Genomic DNA, 25,170 nt, shown 5'->3' with positions numbered 1-25,170 from the left:
TCTGTCTAGTTATTCGTTTGAGAAGAGATGTAGTTCGCTAGATTTTCAACTGACGCAAAGTGCTGTCGAGTGTTTGAATCATCTGCATCGATAACAATGTTGTACTTTTTCTTGATAGCAAGGCCAAGCTCAAGGGCATCGATAGAGTCTAGTCCAAGTCCATCACCAAATAGTGGAGCTTCCGTTTCAATCTCATCAATGCTCATGTCTTCAAGGTTCAATGCGTCGATGATCAGTTGTTTCAGTTCGTTGTGTAATGTTTCCACTTTGGCCTACTTAATGCTTTATCTGAATGCTGCTTTAAGGGGGCGATTCTACATTATATGAGGTATTTTCGAAATGCCGATATCGCCTGTTATGTTATTGATACGCTAAATGTTTTCTTCGGAAGGGAAAATTGTTTGTGCAAGATGATGATTAAGGCGCCTTGCTGCCGAAGTTAAATTATTTGAGCCTTCAATAAATGGTTCGACTTCTATTTTACCTTTCACCGCGACATGAAAAAAGGGCTTCGACGCAGGAACTTGATACCATTTTTTCTCTTTCGTTAAGAATGTCGGAGAAACCGTAATATGAATCACGCGTAAATCGGTTTGTGTTCGAGTCGCGATTTGTGCCGCCCCACGCTGTAAGGATGGTTCAATTCCTGGCGTTGTGCGAGTTCCTTCGGGAAAAATCAGCATGACATTGCCACGTGAGAAGCGTTCTTCACAGCGCTCTAAAAGATCGTCAGGGGCTTGGTTCGGTATATAACCTGCCGCTTTGACAATCCTTTTCATAAAAGGGTTTTCCCAAATGGCCGCTTTGACGAGGCAATCACATTGAGGAAGTTGAGAGGCGATCAGCACATAGTCAATCAAACTTGGGTGGTTGGCGACGATAATGCAGTTACGGTCGTTACGCAGTAGTTCTGCACCATCAATTCGGTAATCGATTGCTCCGGTGAACTTCATGATCTGGCAAAACGCATTGAATGAGAAACGGATTAATCGCTGTGCTTTAAGCTCTCTTTTAATGGTATTGGGATTGGTTAGCGCGATAGTCGGTAAGATTAAGAAGCTCAATACTAAGCCACCCAAACCAAAGATGGTAAAGCAGAGGCCTGTCGCGAATACTCGCCAATACTGGTCTACTCTGCTCATTACGCTGTACCTGTCTCGGTGTTATTTACCCAAGACCAAGTTTGGTGCTTGCCAGCAATAGCCCACCTATTTGTACCTAATAAGATATGTTGGAGCGTTTGTAACCCTTGTGGTAACACGGAAGGTGCTTGGTTGGTCTCTACTGTCCTAGTAATAGAGTATTCACTGCCAGCGGTGAGCACTAAGCCCAGCGCATAATCAGCAAAGTTCTGTGTTTCGTACTCTTGGTAGAGCTCGGGCAGAGGTTGGTCGAAATCGATAACTAACACTCGATGCGACGGATATTGATGAAGGTAAAGATAAGCTTCGATCAGAGCGTTATGGAAAGTATCTTGCCCTGCGGCTATTGAAGTCAGTGGAATCGGTGCTTTGGCGGCAATGGTGGTTAGACCAGCTGCGGTATTATGTACCGACTGCGAGAACGCCATTGGTGAGGCATCGTCACCTTCTAATATCGACTGAATTAAAGTGGCGGTTCGATGCAACTCACCATGTCGGCTAGCAAAGACCAGATAATCAATCGAGGTGTCTTTTAATAGGGTTAACGCGGTTTGGACAGCAAGTTTGCTTTGCACACTCATTCGGCGGCGCATCATCGGTGGGATCGCTTTAAATTCAGTTGAGCCATCTTGTGGCCAATCTAAATTAGTGCTCCACGCTTGCCATTGGGCAACAGAATTGAGACCAGCCGAATTTGCAGACCATTTCTCAATATTAAACGACATTAATTGGGATTGATTTGACATAGAGTATTGATTTGCTTTGAGTCTAACTAAATACTATGCGCGCTTATAAATAAACACAGATAAGGAATTTAAATGAAATTACTAAAAATAGCAGTTTCAATGTTATTCATATTCGTTCTTGCAGGATGTGGACGCGTCCAACCTGTAATGAATGTTGAGGATACTCCAGTTGCACTGAATCTTCAAAGTAAACAGGTTAAATCAGCTATTTCTGAATCTGCTGAAAATCGAGGCTGGTTGGTTTCAGAAATAAAGCCTGGTTTGATCCGCGCTGAATTGTATGTTCGTTCGCACCACGCTGTGGTTGAAATTCCTTATAGTGATAAGTTTTACTCTATTCTTTACGTTGAATCAGAGAATTTGAAGTACGACGATGGTGAAATACACCGTAATTACAACCGTTGGGTTAATAACTTAAACGTTGATATTAAACGTAAGCTTGCGCAAATGGCAGCTGAGTAACTCTCTATTATTTAAAGTTAGGTTTTTCGTGTCGGAATATAAATTAGATCCATTCAACGCATTAGAAGCAAAAACAGAAGCGCAGAAATTGTCTTTCGCTCCGATTGTTTTTCATACTGCTCGTACACTTCGTGATTTAGGCATTTTGAAAGCGTTAGATGACGCGGGCAACGAGGGTTTACCAGCAGAGTCTATCTCTGAATCGACCGGTGTCTCTGAGTACGGCGTGAAAGTCCTGCTCGATATGGCGTTAAGTGCTCATATTGTGACTTGGGAAAAGCCTAACTACAAAATGGCTAACCTTGGTTTCTACCTTCTGCATGATGGTATGACTAACGCAAACATGGATTTCACAGCCGATGTTTGTTATGCCGCGATGATGCATCTAACAGAAGCGATTGAAGAAGGCACACCTGCAGGCTTGAAAGAGTTGGGTGATTGGGAAACCATTTACCAAGGCTTGTCTCAATTGCCAGAAAAAGCAAAAGAGAGTTGGTTCAAGTTTGATCACTTCTATTCGGATCGCTCGTTCCCTGTGTTACTTGAAAAAGTCTTCAGCAAGAAACCTAAGTCGCTGGTGGATATCGGCGGCAACACGGGTAAGTGGGCGATGCAATGCTGCAACCATGATGCGGACGTTGAGGTGACGATTGTTGATTTGCCACAGCAGCTAGAAATGGCAATGGCAAACGCGGCAAAGCATGGTCATCAAGAGCGAGTCACGCCATTCCCAGCGAATATGCTCGATAAACAGCAAACTCTGCCAACGGGCGCGGATGTTTGGTGGATGAGTCAGTTCCTTGATTGTTTCTCGCCAATGGAGATTCTGAGCATATTAAAGCGCGTTCGCTCTCATATGTCAGAAGATGCGACTGTCTATATCCTTGAACTGTTTTGGGATTCACAGAAATACGATGCGGCTTCTTATAGCTTAAACGCGACGTCTCTCTACTTTACCTGCTTGGCCAATGGCAACAGTCGTTTTTACCGCAGTGAAGATTTCTTAGAGATTGTTGAAGAAGCGGGCTTTGAAGTGGTAACGCGTACCGACGATATCGGTCTTGGTCACACGCTTCTAGAATTGAAAGCTGGCGCGCAATAAAAATAACAAACATGGCTTAAATAATGAAAAAACTATCAACTCAAGTGGTGATCATCGGAGCTGGGCCATCAGGGTCTATTGCTGCGTCTTTACTTCATAAAAAAGGCATCGATGTTCGAGTGATTGAAAAGAGCGTATTCCCTCGCTTTTCTATTGGTGAAAGCCTATTACCAGCTTGTATGGAAGTGATTGAACAGGCTGGGATGACTGACGCAGTGATCAACGCTAACTTCCAATACAAAGATGGCGCTGCCTTTCGCAAAAATGGCGTTTATACGGCGTTTAATTTTGAAGACAAGTTCTCTTCTGGCCCTGGAACTACGTTTCAGGTTCAGCGAGGTGCCTTTGATAAGGTTTTGGCAGATACGGCTGAGGCGCAGGGTGTCTGCATTGATTACCAACATGAGTTAATGGGCATTAATTTCACCGACGACAGCACCATTTTAGATGTACAAGTGCTGGGTGGAGAGCGTTATCAGATAGAAGCGCAATACGTTCTGGATGGCAGTGGTTTTGGTCGAGTGCTACCAAAAATGCTTAACTTGGCAGAGCCGTCATCGCTCCCTCCACGCAAAGCTATTTTTACGCACATTAACGATCATATTGCAGAGGTGGATACCGATCTTGAATATGACCGAAATAAAATTCTTATCTCTGTGCATCCAACCAACCCTGATGTTTGGTATTGGTTGATCCCGTTTAGTAACGGTGTCTCTTCGTTTGGTGTCGTAGGAGAGCCTAAGTTCTTTGAGTCCTATCCAGAAGACAAGATTGCTGCAATTAAACAGCTGGCAGCGGAAGAGCCGGGCTTGGCTGAGATACTGGCAAGCGCCGAGTATCCAAACCCTGCGGGTGAAATTGGTGGCTATTCTGCCAATGTAAAACATTTGGCGACGGATAAGTACGCGTTGCTTGGCAATGCCGGCGAGTTCCTTGACCCGGTGTTCTCGTCAGGCGTGACGATTGCGATGAAGTCGGCACAGTTTGCGGTTGAGTGTGTCGAAAAGCAACTTAACGGTGAGAAGGTAGATTGGGAACGCGATTATGCCGCTCCTTTGATGGTTGGTGTAAACACCTTTAGAACGTATGTTGAGGGGTGGTACTCAGGTACTTTGCAGGATGTGATTTTCTATCAAGATCCAAATCCAAAGATTAAGCAGATGGTGTGCTCAATTCTGGCGGGTTACGCATGGGATCAAGCCAACCCTTATGTGAAAGAGTCTAAGCGCCGATTGGCGACACTGGCTGAGATATGCCGAAACTAGGTAATCGATTTTGTATGTAGCAATACTCTAAATTGCCACGATGGATCGTCATAAATTAAAAACAGCCGCAATGTGCGGCTGTTTTTGTATCTGAAAAATATGGGCGGTCAGCTTAATCGGATTTAAGCCTATTTTAAGTCGATGCTGTTCAATCGTCCCATAAATATAAGTAGATCAATTACGTCTTTGTGAGCATCAAGCAGCGCACGTTTGGTTTGGCTGTAAGCGGCAAGTCTGCCGTGCTTTCTAATGGAGCACACCTTAGTTTTGTATTTGTAGTCGCCGTTTTCTGAGAATACACGCCACTTAGCGATGTAGCATTCGTCGCGGTGTTCGGGATCACTCTGAGTTGGATTTGGTTTGAATACAATTTTGGGTTCTAGACTATGAGGCAGGCGCGTCATCAGGTAGGGCTCTTTGAGGACTTTGGGCCAAAATTTGCCCCATAGCTGTCTGCCCAGTTCATCTCTTAATTTAATGGTTTTCTTCAGTGCTTTGTCTTCACCCATACGAACAAAACCGACCGACCGATGCAACACCGTATCTTCGGGAGTATGAATGTGGATCTTAAAAGCGGTTTTACCTTTCGAGATAAAGCGGTAACCGGTAGCACCAATTAGATTATTCTGACTCATAGTTTGCTAAGTGATGATTATGTTATTAATAAGATTACGCCAAATACTGCAAAACCGAAACTAATACCCATGAAAAAAATAAAGCCTTAACAAAAGTGCTAAGGCTTTATTAGAAACTGTGAGGCGGGCGTGTCGCTAACTACATGATTTTCTGCATCACATCACCAATTTGAATGCTTCCAGCAAGGCTTGGTTGGTCGATCGTCAGTTCTGCTTCGTTTTCATAAACGCGAGAAACGGTCAGTGTGATGTCGCTTTGAGAAACCTTGTTGCGTGGCAAACCGCGTTGGTCGATAAACGAACCTGTGTGCCACAGTTGCAACTTGTCACCTTGTTGTACGCCATGCATTCGACCTAAATCAATGGTCACAGTGTTACCAAATACCGCTGCAACCTCTGGAAGGGTGATCTTACATGACACTTCCGATTCTAAGTCCAACATAATGTTACGGCTAACACGCAGCATCATGCTGCCGTAGGTTGATGCCCAGAAACGGGCACTGCGGGTGTCGACTTCACTGGTCTTAGCAAATGGCCACTTTGCCACTTCACGATAGCTACGGTTGTAAACCTGATGTCCTGTTTTACCATCGAAGACTTGCATCTCTAACGCAAACTGGCGATTGATGATGTCGTCTTTCAACAGTTTGGACTCGATGGTCGCGGTTAAATCGGTAATGTCGCCACCAATGATGTATTGTGCGCCAGTGTCTTGGGCGATCATCTTGATCACTTCAGGTCGACGTTTGTCGATGTCGTAATTGGTCGTGCCAACGGAAACAAAGCTGCGAGACTCTTGCGCCAGCTGTCGATCTACGACATGACCAAAATCATCACCGATGTTATAGATTCTGCCCATTACAGCTTGCTGTGGGGAAGTCACATCGATGTTGCCGACCAAAAATGTCTTCTTATATTGGCTCTCATGGCAAGCATTTGCCGAAGGATAGATATCGATCCTTGCGGTGATCATTATATTGCCACTGCGTTTTTTCTCTTTTTCTACCAAGATGTAGCGCACTTCATGATTGGTAAATTGAAACTCTTTTTTGTTTGCGTCGAGGTAGGGCGTGAGGTTGGCAATGCTACCAATGTCGGCTCCTGAGAACTGGATCGCTTTATATACCGCGTCTTCCAGAGCATGGACCCTTGCCGTTTCCTCTGACGATACGATGGCTGCGGTACCGGTAACCTCATACCAAGAGGCATGAGCACTGAAGCTTATGGTTATCAGTGAACTTATTGAAAATAAGTAAGAAATTATTTTTTTCATCTATTCTTTACCAGTTGGGTATAAATATTGCTTAACAAATAATTATAAGCTTGAAGCTGACTTAAGTGCGTTTTTCTTAATCTGAACCATTAATGAAAAGCAAAGACTGTTCCAACATTGTAATCCATTGAAAAGAATAATGGTGAGAACATATTGGAACAGGGAGCACTAAACCTATCTGGAGATAAGAGAATGAAAAAATGGCTCGTAGTAATGAGTGTCATGTTGTTGACCTCATGCGCTTATTCGCCAATCTATAACGGCAAGTCTGAATATTCAGGCAGTCAGTTTATGTTGATGGATAGCCCTCGTCATACCATGGATTTCTTCGTGGAAAGTATGACCGAAGATCTGATCATTTCGAATACGAGTATCTCAGCGAGAACGCCAATAGCAATTACTTCGTTTGTGGACCTGCAGCACATGGACACAACGAACTGGCTAGGCAACTCGGTATCAGAAGGCTTCATTCATCAGTTTCAGCGTCGTGGCTTCAAGGTGGTTGATTTCAAAACAACAGGTTCTATTCAAGTGACTCATCAAGGTGACTTTGCGTTAAGCCGCGATTGGAAAGACTTAGCTCAAGAACAAGACGTACAGTACGTACTGACAGGCACTATGCTTCGCCAAGAAGGTGGTGTGTTAGTCAATGCTCGTGTTGTTGGCATGCAAACTCGCATTGTCGTGGCGACGGCACAAGGCTTCTTGCCTGCAGACCGTATTGGTCGTGACCTAGATACTCTAAACAGTATTCGAACTCAAGATGGCGTTATCATTCGTTCTGACCCAACGATCAGCCAGCCTTATACTGTTATTCTTCGCCCTTAGGAGTTCGAGATGAAGAAGTTAATATTTGTTGTTGCCGCTTTACTGCTTGTTGGCTGTCAGCCACTGCAAAACATGAGGCCAGACGACTACTTAGTTGCCGTTGGCTACGCGAGTATCAGTGAGCAGAAAGGACGTAACGATGAAGAAAGACGTATCCGTGCGATGAGAGCTTCTAAGATCGACGCCTATCGTGAACTTGCAGAACAAGTTTACGGTATGCGAGTGAGTGGTCGGGCAGAGCTTGAAGATCAACGCCTTGGTACGGAACGTACTTCTGGTGCGGTTGATGGCGTAATCCGCGGTGCAGAAGTTGTACGCAGCTACCCTGTGGGCGATAGCTATGTTACTGAGCTTCAGCTTGATATCCGTAAGATGGAACAGTTACGTAATTACGGTGAAGTTCAACCTGTACCTGAAAAGAGACAACAAACGCTGTTCTAGCCCAAGGGGCGTCTAGCGATAGGACTATCCAGTTATATTGGCTGCTTTCGTTTTCCAGATGGCGTATCGGCAACCAATAACTAATATGAATGTAAAAGCGGCAAGTATGAAAATACTTGCCGCTTTTTTGTTTATCGATTTTGTCAGGGCGTTCAAAGGCTGATTAGGTGTTTTAATAAAAGATAACGACAGGAATAGTCTGAGATACAGATAAACGGTTAACAAGGGGTATTACTGAAGAGGAAGAGTTAACTTAACTAGGCTTTTACGTTGGTTCCCAGCGTAGAGATAGTATGCGTTTGACCACCGGCATTGTAGGTCATGCCAATTTTTCCGTGACTTTGCTGCATCATATTGCTGAGTTTTTTGAAGCTAAGGTGCGCTCGATTTAAGGCTTCGCCATTCACAAGGTTCGCTTGCTGGCAATCGTGCACTATGGACTGGATCTTAGTGACTAACTGAGCAAGTTCAGGGTTCTCGGTCAGTTCTGAGATATTGGTATGGGCTGCGATTCGCTGATCGGTTGATCTTAGTTGTTCAACTAGGACCACTTTTTCTTTGGCGATTCGCTCAATATCGTTTGATTGTCGGCTCGTAATAGCGGTTTTCTCTGAACTTAGTAATTCAGATAAGGCTTTGGCATTTTGAAGTTGAAAATTAACTAAATCTGCTAGTGCCGCCATAACGTAAACCTATTCATAACCTCGTGTACTTTAAGACAATAACTTCAATGAAAAGTTAGTGTTTTCTTAAAGGCCTTTTAATTCATCTTCGAACTTGATCATGTTGTCAGCCAGTTTCTCTGGATCGACAGTGTATGAACCATTCGCAATTGCTTCTTTGATCGCTGCTACTTTCACAGAATCAAAGCTTGGCTGTGCTGCCATATCTTGGTGGAGCTGACCAATCGCTTTGCCTTGTTGGCTCAGTGAAACCGCATCTTTGCTTGCTGGTGATTTAGTTGATACATCAGAGCGTGATGCCTCAGAACTAGAATCAGAGCGTACTGCTGATCGGTTAGTGGTCGTTAGGGTTTGCCCTGAACGAATATTATCAATGCCTGCCATAGTTAAGCCTTTTTCTTCAAAAATGGGAACCTGTACAGTCAATATCGACCAAGGGTTCGAATACTTTAGCAATTTTTAGCTCAATAGTCGAAAAGGGACAAAACACCGCAGCCGTTATATTTGGCGTTAGAGTTGAGGGTGAAATCGCTAACGATACCGTCAATTTATAAGTAAAGAGTTAAAAGTAAACCGTGACTTCAGACATGCTGGTAACAATCCCTTCAATTATACGCTGTGATTTATCATTTTTCACTCTTACTTGATCACCCATAGAGCCATCGGTAAGCGCAGTTCCTTTGGTGGTAATGGTCATGCCACCTTTTACTGCCTGTATGATAACCTTCTCGTTTCGGCACACGACACAGATATCACCTCTTTCTACAACATCGCCCGGTCTTAGGTTCTTTTTTACCTTAGCGCCGATGACCTGATGTGGAGCTGTGAAACCTTGGCGACGAAACTTGTTAAGAGAAATCATAGCGGTGGTGACATCGTATTGACCGACGATTTCGCCTCTCGCGAGTGAGCGAGTGGTGGTGACAAGAGGCACCGACATCGAAAGGCGCACCGGTACATAAACTCGCCACTCATCAGGAACACATTGAACTAAAACCGTAATACTGCTGCGGGTATTGGTGGTCGTTGAAGCGCTGGTCTCTAAAGGCACTGGGCAGTCTGTCGCTTTGATTCTTGAGTCAACATTTGCTGAATTAACAAAGAGTTCGCCACCTTGTGGCTGCTCAACTGTATCAAGGATATGTTGCTCCGCTGCAGACTGAATCATCTCAATTTGTTCTGGGGTCGCAGCTTGTACAAAAAAACTAAACAATATTGATAAAATGCCGATAAACTTAGCGACAGTTTTAAAAGTAGCTCTACACATTGCTATGGAAAGAGGTGGCAAATTTGTTTTATAATACGTCATTCCGTTTCTCTGGTGGTTCGTAGCCTGCAGTAGACTAACACTTTTTATACAAAAAAGTTTGATATGGAGATGAGCTCATGACGGGTATTCTTGATTCGGTGAATCAGCGTACGCAACTCGTCGGTCAAAACCGATTAGAATTACTAACCTTTCGCCTAATGGGGCGTCAGCGTTACGGCATTAATGTCTTTAAAGTAAAAGAAGTGCTGCAATGCCCTAAGCTGACAAAGATGCCAAACTTGAACCCACTGGTTAAAGGTGTAGCACACATTCGTGGCCAAACGATCTCTGTGATCGACTTGAGCTTAGCGATTGGTGGCCGTCCTACAACGGATATTGAAAAGTGTTTTGTGGTTATCTCTGAGTTTAACCGAACCATTCAAGGTTTCTTGGTAAGTTCAGTTGAGCGCATTATTAACATGCACTGGGAATCGATTCTTCCGCCGCCAGATGGCGCAGGTAGAGCTAACTACCTGACAGCGGTAACCAACATTGATAATGAATTGGTAGAAATTCTTGATGTTGAGAAGATCCTTGCAGAAATTTCTCCTGTTGATGAAACAATGGACAGCAAGATTGCTGAAGATATTGCGAAAGTAGAACAAGAGAAAGAACTGGTTCGCCGCATCTTGATTGCTGATGACTCGACCGTTGCTCGTAAGCAGGTTCAACGTGCTATTGAGTCGATTGGTTTTGAAGTTATCTCGGTGAAGGATGGTAAAGAAGCCTACGAGAAGCTGATACAGATGTCATCAGAAGGCAGTATTTACGATCAGATTTCATTGGTTATTTCTGATATCGAAATGCCAGAAATGGATGGATACACGCTGACTGCTGAGATTCGTCGTCACGCCGAACTTAAAGATTTATACGTAATTTTACACTCATCTTTGAGTGGTGTATTTAACCAAGCCATGGTTGAGCGTGTTGGAGCTAACTCCTTCATCGCTAAATTCAACCCAGATGAGCTTGGTGCAGCTGTAAAAGCTGCGTTAACTAACTAAAAGAGACATTAATGACTGCTATAACAATAAGTGATCAAGAGTATCGCGATTTCAGCCGTTTCTTAGAATCTCAATGTGGCATTGTATTAGGTGACAGCAAGCAGTATTTAGTGCGCAGTCGTCTAAGCCCATTAGTAACGAAGTTTAAGTTAGCTTCTTTGTCTGATTTGTTGAGAGATGTAGTAACAGGTCGAAACCGTGAGCTGCGTGTGGCTGCTGTCGATGCCATGACGACGAACGAGACACTTTGGTTCCGTGATACTTACCCGTTTGTTGTGCTTGCGGATAAGCTTCTACCGGAAATAGCGGCAAATAAACGTCCTATTAAGATTTGGTCTGCGGCAAGCTCTTCAGGCCAAGAAGCATACTCAATGGCAATGACGATTCTTGAAACTCAAGCTCGTAAGCCAGGTATGCTGCCAAATGTATCGATTACCGCAACTGACATCTCAGCAAGTATGTTGGATATGTGCCGCACTGGCGCTTACGACAACCTTGCATTGGGACGTGGACTTTCTCCAGAGCGCCGTCGTACTTTCTTTGAAGATGCGGGCGATGGCCGTATGAAAGTGAAAGATAACGTCAAGCGCATGGTGAACTTCCGCCCTCAGAACCTGATGGACAGCTATGCATTGTTAGGCAAGTTCGACATTATTTTCTGTCGTAACGTGCTGATTTACTTCTCGCCTGATATGAAGTCAAAGGTACTTAACCAGATGGCAAATAGCCTGAACCCTGGTGGGTACTTACTATTGGGCGCGTCTGAATCGTTAACAGGCTTAACCGATCGTTTTGAAATGGTTCGCTGTAATCCAGGCATCATCTACAAATTAAAGTAACGAGCGGCACCGATATTAGGTGTAAGGTTACCGTCTAAATTTAAAACCCAGCCAAGTGCTGGGTTTTCTTTTTCCTGCTTAAGCTATATCTTTAAGTCAGAGTGACATTCCAATTTACTCTATTTTTTGGCTTGTTTATTGCAAGTTTACCCACGAGTAACCTGTAAAAGCATTGATAGACCGCCTTGTTTCAAAAGTTGGTATATATATTGCTTTGGTTATTTCATAACAGTCAGTTCTTGAGTTGAGGTTTACATGGCTATTTCTTTTGACAATGCTTTGGGCATTCACCAGCACACAGTTGGTGTACGTGAGCGTAACGCTGAGGTGCTTTCCACCAATATCGCGCAAGCAAACACGCCTGGGTATAAAGCAAAGGGATTAGACTTTAAGAAATCACTGCAAGCGGCAAGTTCTGGGGCAAGCATTGGTCTTAGCCGTACAGATGGTCGGCACATTTCTGCCTCAACAACGGTGAACGGGGAAACGAAGTATCGCATTCCTACCCAACCTGATACAGGAGATGGCAACACGGTTGATTTGGATTTGGAAAGAAACCTTTTCATGCAAAACCAAATTAGGCATCAAGCCTCTCTCGACTTCTTAGGAAGTAAGTTCAAGAATTTAACTAAAGCGATTAAAGGGGAATAATTAGATGAGTTTATTCAATGTATTCAATGTGACTGGTTCTGCGATGAGTGCTGAATCTGTTCGTCTAAATACGACCTCGAGCAACCTTGCGAACGCGGACAGTGTAAGTAGTTCTGCTGAAGAAACTTACAAGGCTCGTCACGCAGTGTTCGGCGCTGAGTTAAATAAAGCACGCAACAGTGGTCACACTGTGCCTGTGAAAGTATTAGGTATTGTGGAAAGCGATAAGCCGCTAAGCGCGGAGTACAACCCGGATCACCCATTAGCGAACAACGAAGGCTATATCTACAAGCCTAATGTCAACGTTATGGAAGAAATGGCAAACATGATTTCGGCATCACGTGCGTACCAAACAAACGTACAGGTTGCTGACTCGAGTAAACAAATGCTGCTGCGTACGCTGCAGATGGGTCAATAAGGATAAGGAGGTAGCACATGGCTGGAATCAACAACAATGTTGGTCAAAGCGGCTTGTCCTATGTTGACCAGCTGAAGAGTCTTCAAGATGGCGCTAAAAAGCCCGACGAAACAACAGGTAAGCAGGATCTTAAACAAGAAGACTTCTTATCTTTGTTGACTAAGCAACTAGCACAACAAGACCCTTTCAAGCCGGTTAGCAATGACCAGATGATTGCGCAAATGGCTTCATTTGCGACCGTAGATGGCATTGGCAAAATGAATACACAGTTTGAAAGCTTGAATTCATCAATGACCTCTAACCAAGCTCTTCAGGCCTCCTCTTTAGTTGGGCGTGATGTATTGGTTCCTGGTGCGGCAGGTGTAAAACCCGGTGATGGCGGTATGGCGGCAATGGTTAAGCTTCCTCAGGCAATGGACAATGTAATGGTCCGTGTTGAGAACGAAGTTGGCCAATTGGTTCGCACATTTGATATCGGCTCTAAACCATCTGGTGATACACGTGTTGAATGGGACGGAAAAGACGAAGACGGTAACCCATTGCCGGCCGGTAAATACAACGTGAAAGCGTCGGGTTTGCTGGATGGCGAGAACACAGAGTTCCAAGTTTCCAGTTATGCGAACGTGAACAGTGTGCTTCTTGGTAAGGGCGATGGCAACGTACTACTCAATCTGGCTGGTTTCACATCGCCAGTACGACTTGCTGAAGTACTAGAAGTTGGTAAAGCGTAGCTCTTTATTGAGTGACTATGCTAGCTAGATAGATTAGGAGAATAATGGAATGTCATATGTAGCTTTAAGCGGCCTATCCGCTGCACAATTAGACCTTAATACAACCAGTAACAACATTGCGAACGCAAACACATTTGGCTTTAAAGAGTCTCGTGCCGAGTTCGGTGATGTTTATTCAAGCTCGTTGTTCACTAACGCAAAAACGACGGCAGGTGGCGGTGCGCAAGCTAGCCAAGTGGCGCAACAGTTCCACGAAGGTTCAAGTATTTATACGAACAACCCAATGGACTTACGTGTAAGTGGTACAGGTTTCTTTGCAGTATCGAAAGACCGCATGGTGCCAGAGATTAACGAATTAACGCGTAATGGTGCATTTCACCTAAACAAAGACAACTACATGGTTACCGCTAACGATGAGTTTCTTTTAGGTTACGATGTTGATCCAAACTCGGGTGAAGTTCTTTCTTACGCGCCAAAGCCTCTCGACATTCCTGCTGAGTTTGGTAAGCCAAAACAGACAGAAAACATTGAAGTAGGGGTTAACCTTCCTGCAAACGGTGATCTTAAAGACCCGGCTGCATTTAACTTCAAAGATGCTGATACTTATAACCGTGCAACGTCTTCGACGGTATACGATTCTATGGGTCAGTCTTACAAGTTAACGACTTACTACCTCAAAGATCAGACTCAACCAAACACTTGGCAAACGTACTACACCATGTCAGATGAGAACGGTGAAAAGCCGGTCAACATTACTGGTGGTGATGCGACGAATGCACAAGGTCATGTTGGTCACACAATGAAGTTCAACAATGACGGTACGTTAGCAAGCCTAAACAATGGTCAGCCGATTAACTCGGAACCACTGGGTGCTGGCGCGAACCCAATTGACTTGAACGGTGCTGATCCAACTCAAGTGCTTAAGTTTGGTCTAGATTCGTCAACTCAGTTTGCCGCTCCGTTTGAATTGACTAAGTTTGATGAAGATGGCGCGACAACAGGTTTCTTAACAAAAATCGATTTCGATGAGTACGGCAGTGTTCTAGGTACTTACTCAAATGGTGAAAACGTGATGCTTGGCCGTGTAGGCTTGGTTCGTGTACCAAATGAGCAAGGTCTGGATAAGAAAGGCGGTACTCAATGGGATTCTACCAACGACTCTGGTGACAAGATCTGGGGTGAATCGAACAAAGGTTCATTTGGTAGCATCAACAACGGCTCACTAGAGCAGTCGAACATCGATATGACTCAAGAACTGGTTGATTTGATTTCTGCTCAACGTAACTTCCAGGCGAACTCGCGTTCTCTAGAAGTACACAACCAGCTACAACAGAATATTCTTCAGATTCGTTAATCGTTTAAAGCGTTTGAATCATCTGCGAATACCCAATTCAATGTTATTGAATTGGGTATTGTTGTTTGTCTTTTTATTTGCCGCCCCTATTGCCGCCCGGTAATGCCACTGGCAACAATTCTTCCTCAATGATCCTTTGATGATCACCCTTCTTGTTCGTTTTCTATTTAAATTATTGATAAATAACAGTTAAAAATATTGGCACAGGGTTTGCTTTATTAGCCCCAGAAGATGATTTTTGGAGCAAAATTATGGATCGCGCACTGTTTCTTGCCATGAGTGGCGCTAAGCAAAATATGCAAGCTTTGCAGCTACGTGCAAACAACCTTGCCAACGTAAGTACAACGGGTTTCCGTGCTGATTTAGCACAGGCACGTTCAATGCAAGCGTATGGCGAAGGCATGCCTACTCGTGTTTTCAGCATGACAGAGCGTCCGGGTCATAATTTCGCTCAGGGTAGTGTGGTTACTACTGGCCGAGATCTAGACGTTACCATTCAAGGTGATGGTTGGATTTCAGTGATGGACAATACTGGCCGTGAAGGTTTAACACGTAACGGTAACCTAAGGGTTGACCAAAACGGTTTACTAACCAACGCAAGCGGTCACTTAGTGCTTGGTGAAAACGATGCACCAATCACGCTGCCAATCCCAATCAGCAAAGTAGAAATTGGTACAGACGGTACGATCTCTGTCATTCCTCAAGGCGCTCCAGCTGAAGAATTGGCCGTGGTTGATCGTATTAAGCTTGTACGTCCAGACAACCAAAGTTTGTTTAAAGACACGAATGGTCTATTCCGTTCGAAAAACCCAGATCAGGCATACGAAGCAGATGCAGCGGTAACGTTGCTAAAAGGTGCTATCGAAGGCAGTAACGTAAATGCCGTAGGTGAAATGACCAGCCTAATTGACTTACAACGTCAGTTTGAAATGCAGGTCAAAATGATGAGCACAGCAGAGGAAATGGACAAGTCGTCTGATTCACTGCTTCGTATGAGCTAATAGAATTTAAAGGACATTGCTATGCATCCAGCATTATGGGTAAGTAAAACGGGTTTAGACGCCCAACAAACCAATATCTCAACGATTTCGAACAACCTTGCCAACGCCTCAACCATTGGTTTTAAAAAGAGCCGCGCGGTATTTGAAGATCTGTTCTACCAGAATATTAATCAACCGGGTGGTCAATCGTCTCAGAATACTGAGCTGCCAAGTGGTTTGATGCTGGGTGCCGGTTCTAAGGTCGTCGCGACTCAAAAAGTGCACACTCACGGTAACGCACAAACGACATCTAACAGCCTAGACATGATGATTGAAGGCGACGGTTTCTTCCAAGTTGAAATGCCAGACGGTGAAACAGGTTACAGCCGCAATGGTCAGTTCACACTGAACGGTGAAGGCGCGATCGTAACGTCGGGCCAAGGTTATCCTCTACAACCAGAAATTGTGATTCCTGAAGACGCGATCTCGGTAACGGTTGGTAACGACGGTGAAGTATCGGTTCGTCTACGTGGCGAGCAAAACAACGTCGTGGTTGGTCAAATTACCATTACTGACTTTGTAAACCCAGGTGGTCTAGAGCCAGTAGGTCAAAACCTTTATTTGCCAACTGGCGCGAGTGGCGACCCACAAGAGGGTGTACCGGGTTTTGATGGCCTGGGTAACATCCGCCAATCGATGCTAGAAACATCGAACGTAAACGTAACCGAAGAGCTGGTAAACATGATTGAAGCTCAGCGTGTATACGAAATGAATTCGAAAGTTATCTCGTCAGTAGACAAGATGATGAGCTTTGTTAACCAACAGCTGTAATTGGTTTATTCGCCGTTTACTTTTTTAATTAATCTATCTGTTTTTGCTAATTGACCCATTTACCACTGCCTGCTGAGAGTATATCGCCATGAAACGTATTTTTTGTTTAGCCCTGTTAGCTTCGATGACTGGTTGTACAGTACTGGATCCAATTGAGACGCCAGCACAAGAGAACGCGACCACAGTGGTTGATGCGGTTGAAGGCGATAAGTCGGCAGAAGAAAGTTCAGGAATTATCGACACGCTTCGTGGGCGAACCGATCCAATTGCTGGTGACCCTGCATGGGCGCCAATCAACCCCAAGCAGAAGCCAGAGCATTATGCAGCGGCAACGGGCTCACTGTTTAATGTGAACCACATTGGCAGCATGTATGACGACTCAAAGCCTCGTGGTATTGGTGACATCATCACTGTAGCGCTAGATGAGAATACTCGAGCGACCAAAAAAGCCAACGCAGACATGTCTAAGTCGAATGATGCATCGATGGAGCCGCTGGCTGTTGGTGGTCAAGAGCTGACGATCGATAAGTACAACTTCTCTTACGATCTGAGCAACACCAATACCTTCGCTGGTGATGCGTCAGCCAACCAAAGTAACAGCATCAGCGGCTATATCACCGTAGAAGTGATCGAAGTATTAGCCAATGGCAACCTAGTGGTTCGTGGTGAGAAGTGGATGACACTGAACACAGGCGATGAGTATATCCGCCTAAGCGGCACCATCCGTCCTGATGATATTGATTTTGAAAATACCATCGCTTCAAACCGTGTTTCTAACGCACGAATTCAGTACTCGGGCACGGGCGTGCAGAAAGATATGCAAGAGCCTGGATTCTTGGCACGATTCTTTAATGTATCTCTGTAGAGCTTGATAGGACGACGACATACTGACAGCCTCTATCACTGAGCCACATTTAGCTAAGCTATTATAAATTAAAGCAATACAGACAGGTTACTCAATGAAAAAACTGACACTCGTACTATTCGGCATGCTATTTCTTGCCACCAGTGCCCATGCTGCGCGAATCAAAGACGTGGCAAAAGTGGCGGGTGTTCGTAGTAACCAACTTGTCGGTTATGGTTTGGTCACGGGCTTGCCGGGTACTGGTGAGACAACTCCCTTTACCGATCAAACATTTAACGCAATGCTGCAAAATTTTGGCATCCAATTGCCGCCCGGCACTAAGCCAAAAACCAAAAACGTCGCGGCTGTTATTGTGACTGCTGAACTGCCAGCATTCTCTAAGCAAGGCCAAGAAGTTGACGTAACCGTTTCTTCTATCGGTTCAGCAAAAAGCCTTCGTGGTGGTACCTTGCTACAGACCTTCTTGAAAGGTCTAGACGGTCAAGTGTATGCGGTCGCGCAGGGTAACTTGGTGGTAAGTGGCTTTAGTGCACAAGGTAACGACGGTTCTAAGATTGTCGGTAACAACCCTAACGTTGGTATCATCTCTAGCGGTGCGACGGTTGAACAAGAGATCCCAACGCCATTCGGTCGTGGTGACTACATCACCTTCAACCTAATCCAATCAGATTTCACAACGGCTCAGCGTATGGCTGATGCGGTTAATAATTTCCTAGGCCCACAAATGGCTTCAGCGGTAGACGCAACTTCAGTAAAAGTTCGTGCACCGCGTGAAATCAGCCAGCGTGTAGCATTCTTGTCGGCTATCGAAAACATCGAGTTCGACCCTGCTGAAGGCTCTGCAAAAATCATCGTCAACTCTCGTACAGGTACGATTGTGGTTGGTAAGCACGTTCGCCTAAAAGCGGCGGCGGTCACCCACGGTGGTATGACGGTTGCAATTAAAGAAAATCTAAACGTAAGCCAACCGAATGCATTCTCTGGTGGCCAAACGGTAGTGGTCCCTGATTCTGATATCGAAATCACGGAAGGCGATGGTAAGATGTTCAAATTTGAACCTGGCCTAACGCTGGACGATTTGGTACGCGCAGTCAATGAAGTGGGCGCTGCACCTTCTGATTTAATGGCAATCCTTCAAGCACTGAAACAAGCGGGTGCGATTGAAGGCCAATTGATCATTATCTAAGGAATAAAGCATGATTAAGAATAACAATGACATCGGCTTTATTCACGACATCGGTAGTTTAGACCGTCTTCGTCAACAAGCGGTAAACGGTGAAGAAGGTAGCGAGAAAGAAGCATTAACCGCGGCGGCAAAACAGTTTGAATCGATTTTCACCTCGATGTTGTTTAAGTCAATGCGCGATGCTAACTCGAGCTTTAAGTCGGATATGTTGAACAGCCAGAACGAGCAGTTCTATCGTCAGATGCAAGATGACCAAATGGCGAGTGAGTTAAGCGCTTCAGGTTCATTAGGTCTTGCAGATATGATCGTGGCTCAACTAAGCGCTGGCCAAGCAAGCGATACGTCTGAAGAGAAGGTTCGCAGTGAAGGCTTTGATGCTTCATTGCAAAGACCGCAATATTCAGGCCGTTCGGAAGAGCGAGCGTCAGACGTTCAACCTGCGCAAGCAGCAAAACAGCCAGTATCCTTTGATTCTCCAGAATCGTTTGTGACCTCAATGAAGCCTTACGCGGAAAAAGCGGCAAGTGCGCTTGGTGTGGACTCGTCTCTTCTATTGGCACAAGCTGCCCTTGAAACGGGTTGGGGTTCTAAAATGGTTAAGAACTCTTTGGGCAACAGCAATAACTTATTTAACATCAAAGCAGATAGAAGTTGGAAGGGCGATAAGGTCGCGACTCAAACTCTTGAGTTCCATGGCAAAACCGCCGTTAAAGAGTCAGCTTCCTTCCGTTCTTACTCTAATTTCGAAGATAGCTTTAATGATTACGTGAAGTTCTTGAACGAAAATCCAAGATACGAAACGGCGCTACAGCATCAAGGCAATTCAGAGAATTTCATCAAAGGTATTCATCAGGCTGGTTACGCAACTGACCCTAACTATGCAGACAAGGTTTTACGAGTTAAAGCCAAGATTGATGAGATGAACTAGCGTCATAAATCAACATAGAGAGCTTGCTACTGGCAGGCTCTTTTCTTCTCCGCCCCTTCAGTTCTTACGCGTAATCCATAGTTATCTCCTTACACTTCAATAAATTATCGTCTTTTAATTTCCTATTGTTTTTGTTGGCACATATATTGCAATTATCTTAGTAATATACGGTTGTAGTTAATCAGTTCATTCTGGTTTTGTTAAGTTTTTTGGGGGCATTATGGCGTCGGATCTTCTGAATGTAGGGGCACAAAGTGTTCTTACGGCTCAGAGACAGCTCAACACCACAGGTCATAACATTTCTAACGCTAACACAGAGGGCTATAGCCGCCAGTCTGTGATTCAAGGTGTGAATGACCCGCGCCAGTATGGTGGGCAATCCTACGGTATGGGGGTACATGTGGAAAATGTTCGCCGCTCTTGGGATCAGTTTGCCGTCAAAGAACTTAACTTATCGACAACCAATGCCGCCAACAAAGGCGATACCGAAGCCAACCTCGATATGCTGTCGAGCATGTTGTCGTCGGTCGCTTCAAAGAAGATTCCAGAAAACCTCAACGAATGGTTTGATTCCGTTAAGACTCTGGCCGATACCCCAAATGATGTGGGTGCGCGTAAGGTCGTGTTAGAGAAAGCAGGGCTTGTAACTAAAACCTTGAATGAATTTCATGAAACAGTTCGTCAACAGTCTGATTCTACGAATAAAAAATTAGATATGGGTATCGAGCGAGTTAACCAACTTGCGTACGAGATCCGTGATGTTCAGCGTTTAATGATGCGAACTCCTGGGCCTCATAATGACCTACGAGATCAGCATGAAAAGTTGATTAATGAGCTTTCTGGTTACACCAAAGTTACGGTGACACCACGCTCAAATGCCGAAGGGTTTAATGTCCATATTGGTAATGGCCATACCTTGGTCTCTGGTAGTGAAGCGAGTCAGCTGAAGATGGTTGATGGCTTACCCGATGCACATCAGCGCCGCCTAGCGATTGTTGAAGGTAAGTCTTTAAAACCGATCACCAGCAGTGATATCGACGGAAAAATCGGCGCCATGCTAGACATGCGTGACGAACATATCCCAGCAATCATGGATGAGCTTGGTCGTTTGGCGACCGCGTTTTCATATGAGGTCAATAGTCTTCAAGAACAAGGTTTGGATCTTAACGGCAACGTAGGTAAGGACTTGTTTACCGACGTGAACTCAGAGCTGGTGGCAAAATCTCGTGTCACGGCTAGCGGGCAATCGAAAGCCGATGTTGCGGTATACATTGATGATACTTCTGCCTTAAAAGGCGGTGAGTATGGACTGAAATACGATGGCAGTGATTATGTCGTGACTAAGCCGAACGGTGAGACCGTTAAGATGGCGACCGACTCTAGCGGTAGTGCTTTTTATCTTGATGGCATGCGAGTGGAAGTACGTAACCCTCCTGAACTAGGAGAGAAACTGTTACTGCGTCCAACGCGTAATTTTGCTGCGCAGATTCATATGGAAACCAAAGACCCGAAAGACATTGCTGCGCAAAGTTATGAGGCATCGACCACGTTTGCCAAGGGTACAGCGGGATTTAAAATCCTAGAAGCAGGTCAACTGCGTGAGTTTGAAGTGATTGTCTCACCAAAAGGTGAGCAGTTTGCTGTGACGGATCCGAAGGGTAACATTTTAATGCAGCCTCAACCGTATCCGCCACAAGGGCCAGTGACCATCAACGGTACAACGTTTGAGCTCACACCCGGTGCGGTGGCAAATGATAAGTTTACGGCAAACCTTGTCCCATCAGAAGGTGACAACGGTAACCTGCGTAAGCTACAAGATCTTCAAACAGGAAAGCTGTTGAATGATGGTGAGTCTACGATTTTAGACCTTTACCACAACTTGAATACTAATACGGGCTTGAAGTCTTCAACGGCAAATCGCCTGAGTGATATTGCGACATTAGAAAAACAGTCGGCTCAAGAACGTATTGCTTCTATCTCGGGAGTAAACCTCGATGAAGAAGCGGCAAACATGATGAAATTTCAGCAAGCGTATATGGCTTCTTCACGTATCATGCAAGCAGCCAACGATACGTTTAACACTATTTTGGCTCTGAGATAGGAAGGTATAAATGTTGAATCGTATCTCTAGCTTCCATAATTATCAGTCAGTACAAAACGACTTGCGCCGTCAAGAGAACAAGGTGCATCACAACCAAGCACAACTTGCTTCGGGTAAGAAGTTACAGTCGCCAAGTGATGACCCATTAGCGACGCACTATTTACAGAACATTGGTCAGCAGTCAGAACAGCTTAAACAGTATGTCGATGCGATTACTCTAGTCAGAAACCGTCTTGAGCATCATGAAGTATTGGTTTCTAACACTGAAGGCTTTGCTGATGAAGCAAAACGAACCGTGATGGAAATGATCAACGGTGCGCTTTCTCCGGAAGACCGTTTAGCTAAGAAGCGTGAAATTCAAGAACTGGCGAATAACTTCCTGCATTTAGCCAACTCTCAAGATGAGTCGGGTAACTACACGTTTGCAGGCACTAAGCCGAAAAATCAGCCTTTCTTTCGAGATAACGAAGGGAATGTGACATATCAAGGTGATGACTACCAACGCAAGATGCGTGTGGCAAGCAGCTTTGAAATGGCAATGAATGATCCGGGCAGCAAGATGTTTATGGAAATAGACAACCCGTTCGGTGACTACGAACCTCAGTACGAGCTTGAACCTGCGTCTGAGTTATTGCTCGGGCGTGCGACCAACAGCGATGAAGATGGGTCTACTTATAAAGTGACGTTTGTCGACATGCAGACGGGCAATTTCGCTTATCAGCTTGAAAAAGACGGCGCAGTGGTTGCGGCAGAAGATTTTGATCCTTCGACAGGCATTGTTTATGAAGGGCTGAATATTCAAATCAAAGGCCAAATCACTAAAGGTGATTCGATCACCTTAGAACCACGAGAGACTTTCTCTATCTTTGATACGTTCAAAGAGGCTGCTGAGCAGGCTGAAAACCCGGTATCGGATGCATCAGCAACAGCGAAACTGCACCAAGTAACTGAAGAGTTCCACGCTGCATTTATCCATTTGACCAAGGCAAGAACCGATGTTGGTGCACGCTTGAGTACTTTGGATATTCAAGAGCAACAACATGAAGATTTCAAGTTGTCTTTAGCAAAAGCAAAAAGCAACTTTGAAGACTTGGATTACTCGAAAGCGATCATTGAGTTCAATGAAAACTCTCGAGCACTACAAGCTTCTCAACAAGCGTTTGGCAAAACCAAAGACCTGACCTTGTTTAACTATATTTAATGATCAATCGGTATTTAATGGTGGCTTGTCGATCACCATGGCGTTGATTCCTTGCCGTATGTGCTATGCCATACGTGCGAATGACGCCACAGTTTGCCGCTTTTTTGTACGAAGCATGATGTTTCTAGAATAGCGGCAAAAAACGGCAATAAGGAAGGTGAATGTTTTTCATCTTCTAATAGTAGAAAATCATAATTGCGCAGTGTTGTTTGTAAGCTTCTGATTTTTAGATAATTAAAAAATTATTTATATGATATTAAACTTGGCATACAACTTGTATCTGTGTTGGTTATAAATGATTAATACAGATCTTAAACCTTGTATAGGGTTTATCGAGTAATACACGGTCAGTGCTTATCCATATGAGAGTAAAGCTGGCCGCTTCGCAGAAACTTTGCGAACTCATAAGGAGAGCAAAATGGCTATCAATGTAAGCACTAACGTATCTGCTATGACAGCACAGCGTTACCTGAATAAAGCATCTAATGACTTAGCGACTTCTATGGAGCGTTTGTCATCTGGTCACAAGATCAACAGCGCGAAAGATGATGCGGCAGGTCTGCAAATCTCGAACCGTCTAACCGCTCAGTCTCGTGGTCTTGATGTGGCAATGCGTAATGCCAACGACGGTATTTCGATTGCTCAAACAGCAGAAGGCGCGATGAACGAATCGACTAACGTACTACAACGTATGCGTGATCTAGCGATTCAATCATCAAACGGCACTAACTCGCCGGCAGAGCGTACTGCACTGAACGAAGAGTCAATGGCACTTCAAGATGAGCTTAACCGTATTGCGGAAACCACATCGTTTGGTGGTCGTCGTCTACTGAACGGTTCATTCGGTGAAGCTTCATTCCAGATCGGTTCTAACTCTGGTGAAGCAATGATCATGGCTCTGACGAGTATCCGTGCAGATGACTACCGTATGGGTGGCACGACGTTCGATTCAGAAAACGCGAAAGATAAGAACTGGGAAGTGCCGCCAACAGCGAGCGATCTTAAGTTCGAATTCAAAACCAAAGCGGGTGAAGACATCGTTTTAGATATCAATACCAAAGCGGGCGATGATATCGAAGAGCTTGCGACTTACATTAATGGTCAGTCTGATCTTGTGAACGCATCGGTTACTGATGATGGTCGCATTCAACTGTTCGTTGCTGAACCTGACCTTGACGGCCCAATGTCTATCTCTGGTGGTCTAGCGTCTGAGCTAGGTATTAAGAGTGAAGGCCGCGCAACCTCGGTTCAAGATGTTAGCTTAACCAGCGTTGCGGGTTCACAGAACGCGATCAGCGTGATTGATTCTGCAATGAAGTACGTGGATTCACAGCGTGCTGATTTGGGTGCAAAACAGAACCGTCTAAGCCACAGTATTAATAACTTGGCAAACGTACAAGAGAACGTAGACGCTTCAAACAGCCGAATCAAAGATACGGACTTTGCGAAAGAGACGACGCAAATGACCAAATCACAAATTCTGCAACAAGCAGGTACTTCAATACTTGCTCAAGCAAAACAGTTGCCTAACTCTGCAATGTCATTATTGCAATAGTTATTGGTTGAACTTGCTGCTCGTGTTCAGACGTGAGCCATGCAGCAAGGGAAACTGGCAAGCATACTTACTATTGAATGTTTAGCTCTCTCATCTCTCACCTGCTATCCATTTTTGCAGTAAGAATGCAACGGCAAGTCGGAAATGTGTTCATTTCTCGATGATCTCCACACAGGCTCTGACGCGCCAACTAGCCCCGGTTCTCTCAAAGGAAAAGGGGCTTTTTCCTTTCTGTATTTCTTGTTTTTGCTATTTATTTTCCTGTGAACTTTCTCGCACTACCTTTTCCAAATCTCTATTTGATGGTTCTTCTTCACGACAAATAATGTCATCTATTACACAAGATTTGCGTAAGTCAGAGATCTTTGGCGATTGATCATTTCTCGACCTTGAGCCATTTAGACGGCGGTTCGTACGCTTTCTGAACAGATTAAGATCTTTTTCCAATTGAAATCTATCGCTGTATTAGAAAATGATGAAAATTAAGTTGTTGATAAATATTAGATTAATATTTTTTTTGTGGTTTTTTGAAAGTTTTTCTAAAGCTTCTGATTTTCGAGCCGTTATTAAAAGTAACTTTGAGAGAACTACTTGGTTTTCCGAGACGTCGGAAACCGCTATACCGGAAAATCAATTGGAG

At 44.6% G+C, this 25,170-nt stretch carries 27 protein-coding genes; 19 read left to right on the top strand and 8 right to left on the bottom strand.

The features are described 5' to 3' along the window. Positions 1 to 5: 5 nt before the first annotated feature. The 3 genes from AB6E54_RS19055 to AB6E54_RS19045 form a co-directional block, all read right to left on the bottom strand. On the bottom strand, positions 6 to 266 hold the full coding sequence (locus AB6E54_RS19055; protein ID WP_004736154.1) for a phosphopantetheine-binding protein: 261 nt from the start codon (positions 264 to 266) through the stop codon (positions 6 to 8). 105 nt (positions 267 to 371) lie between these two features. Continuing rightward, a complete protein-coding gene (locus AB6E54_RS19050; RefSeq protein WP_017062273.1) occupies positions 372 to 1,142 on the bottom strand; it encodes a 1-acyl-sn-glycerol-3-phosphate acyltransferase in 771 nt (256 codons plus the stop codon). Continuing rightward, on the bottom strand, positions 1,142 to 1,888 hold the full coding sequence (locus AB6E54_RS19045; protein ID WP_170967444.1) for a beta-ketoacyl synthase chain length factor: 747 nt from the start codon (positions 1,886 to 1,888) through the stop codon (positions 1,142 to 1,144). Before AB6E54_RS19045 ends, AB6E54_RS19050 begins: the two co-directional genes overlap by 1 nt. 72 nt (positions 1,889 to 1,960) lie before the next feature. On the opposite strand from AB6E54_RS19045, the gene AB6E54_RS19040 reads away from it, so the two are divergent. Genes AB6E54_RS19040 through AB6E54_RS19030 form a run of 3 tightly spaced genes read left to right on the top strand, consistent with a single transcriptional unit; the run spans position 1,961 to position 4,717 of the window. Further along, a complete protein-coding gene (locus AB6E54_RS19040) occupies positions 1,961 to 2,350 on the top strand; it encodes a hypothetical protein (protein WP_017062271.1) in 390 nt (129 codons plus the stop codon). A gap of 28 nt (positions 2,351 to 2,378) precedes the next feature. Continuing rightward, on the top strand, positions 2,379 to 3,452 hold the full coding sequence (locus AB6E54_RS19035) for a methyltransferase (RefSeq protein ID WP_017062270.1): 1,074 nt from the start codon (positions 2,379 to 2,381) through the stop codon (positions 3,450 to 3,452). A gap of 23 nt (positions 3,453 to 3,475) precedes the next feature. Then, positions 3,476 to 4,717 carry an NAD(P)/FAD-dependent oxidoreductase gene (locus AB6E54_RS19030; protein WP_017062269.1) on the top strand — a complete coding sequence of 414 codons (1,242 nt, stop codon included), beginning with the start codon at positions 3,476 to 3,478 and terminating at the stop codon, positions 4,715 to 4,717. Between the two features lie 128 nt (positions 4,718 to 4,845). Here AB6E54_RS19030 and AB6E54_RS19025 read toward each other — a convergent pair whose 3' ends face one another. Both AB6E54_RS19025 and AB6E54_RS19020 read right to left on the bottom strand, forming a co-directional pair. Continuing rightward, positions 4,846 to 5,352 carry a hypothetical protein gene (locus AB6E54_RS19025; protein ID WP_017062268.1) on the bottom strand — a complete coding sequence of 169 codons (507 nt, stop codon included), beginning with the start codon at positions 5,350 to 5,352 and terminating at the stop codon, positions 4,846 to 4,848. 139 nt (positions 5,353 to 5,491) lie between these two features. Then, the gene (locus AB6E54_RS19020) at positions 5,492 to 6,625 is read right to left on the bottom strand and encodes a flagellar assembly protein FlgT (protein ID WP_017062267.1); all 1,134 of its coding nucleotides are present in this window, start codon (positions 6,623 to 6,625) and stop codon (positions 5,492 to 5,494) included. 192 nt (positions 6,626 to 6,817) lie between these two features. On the opposite strand from AB6E54_RS19020, the gene AB6E54_RS19015 reads away from it, so the two are divergent. Continuing rightward, entirely contained in the window at positions 6,818 to 7,453 is a 636-nt protein-coding gene (locus tag AB6E54_RS19015; protein WP_017064137.1) for a FlgO family outer membrane protein, read from the top strand. A gap of 9 nt (positions 7,454 to 7,462) precedes the next feature. Continuing rightward, positions 7,463 to 7,894, top strand: coding sequence for a flagellar assembly lipoprotein FlgP (gene flgP, locus AB6E54_RS19010; protein ID WP_017062265.1), 432 nt, complete (start codon positions 7,463 to 7,465; stop codon positions 7,892 to 7,894). Positions 7,895 to 8,151: 257 nt separating this feature from the next. Here flgP and AB6E54_RS19005 read toward each other — a convergent pair whose 3' ends face one another. The 3 genes from AB6E54_RS19005 to flgA form a co-directional block, all read right to left on the bottom strand. Then, on the bottom strand, positions 8,152 to 8,577 hold the full coding sequence (locus tag AB6E54_RS19005) for a flagella synthesis protein FlgN (protein ID WP_017064136.1): 426 nt from the start codon (positions 8,575 to 8,577) through the stop codon (positions 8,152 to 8,154). A 66-nt stretch (positions 8,578 to 8,643) separates the two neighbouring features. Further along, positions 8,644 to 8,961, bottom strand: coding sequence for a flagellar biosynthesis anti-sigma factor FlgM (gene flgM / locus AB6E54_RS19000; protein WP_017062263.1), 318 nt, complete (start codon positions 8,959 to 8,961; stop codon positions 8,644 to 8,646). Positions 8,962 to 9,139: 178 nt separating this feature from the next. Further along, positions 9,140 to 9,886, bottom strand: coding sequence for a flagellar basal body P-ring formation chaperone FlgA (flgA, locus tag AB6E54_RS18995; protein WP_017064135.1), 747 nt, complete (start codon positions 9,884 to 9,886; stop codon positions 9,140 to 9,142). Between the two features lie 77 nt (positions 9,887 to 9,963). On the opposite strand from flgA, the gene AB6E54_RS18990 reads away from it, so the two are divergent. From AB6E54_RS18990 to AB6E54_RS18925, 14 genes are all read left to right on the top strand, one after another. After that, positions 9,964 to 10,890, top strand: coding sequence for a chemotaxis protein CheV (locus tag AB6E54_RS18990; RefSeq protein ID WP_017066180.1), 927 nt, complete (start codon positions 9,964 to 9,966; stop codon positions 10,888 to 10,890). Between the two features lie 11 nt (positions 10,891 to 10,901). Next, positions 10,902 to 11,729, top strand: a complete 828-nt coding sequence (locus tag AB6E54_RS18985; protein WP_229647685.1) for a protein-glutamate O-methyltransferase — start codon at positions 10,902 to 10,904, stop codon at positions 11,727 to 11,729. Between the two features lie 255 nt (positions 11,730 to 11,984). Then, positions 11,985 to 12,380 (top strand): flagellar basal body rod protein FlgB, encoded by a 396-nt coding sequence (gene flgB / locus AB6E54_RS18980; RefSeq protein ID WP_004736175.1) that lies wholly within the window; start codon positions 11,985 to 11,987, stop codon positions 12,378 to 12,380. 4 nt (positions 12,381 to 12,384) lie between these two features. Continuing rightward, a complete protein-coding gene (gene flgC / locus AB6E54_RS18975; RefSeq protein WP_004736176.1) occupies positions 12,385 to 12,798 on the top strand; it encodes a flagellar basal body rod protein FlgC in 414 nt (137 codons plus the stop codon). A gap of 17 nt (positions 12,799 to 12,815) precedes the next feature. After that, positions 12,816 to 13,529 carry a flagellar hook assembly protein FlgD gene (flgD, locus tag AB6E54_RS18970; RefSeq protein ID WP_010439286.1) on the top strand — a complete coding sequence of 238 codons (714 nt, stop codon included), beginning with the start codon at positions 12,816 to 12,818 and terminating at the stop codon, positions 13,527 to 13,529. Positions 13,530 to 13,578: 49 nt separating this feature from the next. Then, on the top strand, positions 13,579 to 14,883 hold the full coding sequence (gene flgE, locus AB6E54_RS18965; protein ID WP_017062260.1) for a flagellar hook protein FlgE: 1,305 nt from the start codon (positions 13,579 to 13,581) through the stop codon (positions 14,881 to 14,883). Positions 14,884 to 15,134: 251 nt separating this feature from the next. Further along, positions 15,135 to 15,884 (top strand): flagellar basal-body rod protein FlgF, encoded by a 750-nt coding sequence (flgF, locus tag AB6E54_RS18960; protein ID WP_017056855.1) that lies wholly within the window; start codon positions 15,135 to 15,137, stop codon positions 15,882 to 15,884. A 21-nt stretch (positions 15,885 to 15,905) separates the two neighbouring features. Further along, entirely contained in the window at positions 15,906 to 16,694 is a 789-nt protein-coding gene (flgG, locus tag AB6E54_RS18955; protein WP_017062259.1) for a flagellar basal-body rod protein FlgG, read from the top strand. Between the two features lie 88 nt (positions 16,695 to 16,782). Next, the gene (gene flgH, locus AB6E54_RS18950) at positions 16,783 to 17,559 is read left to right on the top strand and encodes a flagellar basal body L-ring protein FlgH (RefSeq protein ID WP_017062258.1); all 777 of its coding nucleotides are present in this window, start codon (positions 16,783 to 16,785) and stop codon (positions 17,557 to 17,559) included. A 94-nt stretch (positions 17,560 to 17,653) separates the two neighbouring features. Further along, the gene (locus tag AB6E54_RS18945; protein ID WP_017062257.1) at positions 17,654 to 18,745 is read left to right on the top strand and encodes a flagellar basal body P-ring protein FlgI; all 1,092 of its coding nucleotides are present in this window, start codon (positions 17,654 to 17,656) and stop codon (positions 18,743 to 18,745) included. Between the two features lie 10 nt (positions 18,746 to 18,755). Then, on the top strand, positions 18,756 to 19,673 hold the full coding sequence (flgJ, locus tag AB6E54_RS18940) for a flagellar assembly peptidoglycan hydrolase FlgJ (protein WP_017064131.1): 918 nt from the start codon (positions 18,756 to 18,758) through the stop codon (positions 19,671 to 19,673). A 220-nt stretch (positions 19,674 to 19,893) separates the two neighbouring features. Next, complete coding sequence (gene flgK, locus AB6E54_RS18935; protein WP_017067655.1) at positions 19,894 to 21,774, top strand: flagellar hook-associated protein FlgK; 1,881 nt, start codon at positions 19,894 to 19,896, stop codon at positions 21,772 to 21,774. Positions 21,775 to 21,784: 10 nt separating this feature from the next. Then, positions 21,785 to 22,975, top strand: a complete 1,191-nt coding sequence (gene flgL, locus AB6E54_RS18930) for a flagellar hook-associated protein FlgL (protein WP_017064129.1) — start codon at positions 21,785 to 21,787, stop codon at positions 22,973 to 22,975. Positions 22,976 to 23,393: 418 nt separating this feature from the next. After that, positions 23,394 to 24,530 carry a flagellin gene (locus AB6E54_RS18925; RefSeq protein ID WP_017064128.1) on the top strand — a complete coding sequence of 379 codons (1,137 nt, stop codon included), beginning with the start codon at positions 23,394 to 23,396 and terminating at the stop codon, positions 24,528 to 24,530. Positions 24,531 to 25,170 lie beyond the last annotated feature (640 nt).

This window comes from Vibrio sp. 10N.247.311.49 (assembly GCF_041467655.1).
Taxonomy (GTDB): Bacteria; Pseudomonadota; Gammaproteobacteria; order Enterobacterales; family Vibrionaceae; genus Vibrio; species Vibrio crassostreae_C.
Note: the sequence above shows the minus strand (reverse complement) of the source record. Positions and strands in the feature narration are given on the sequence as shown.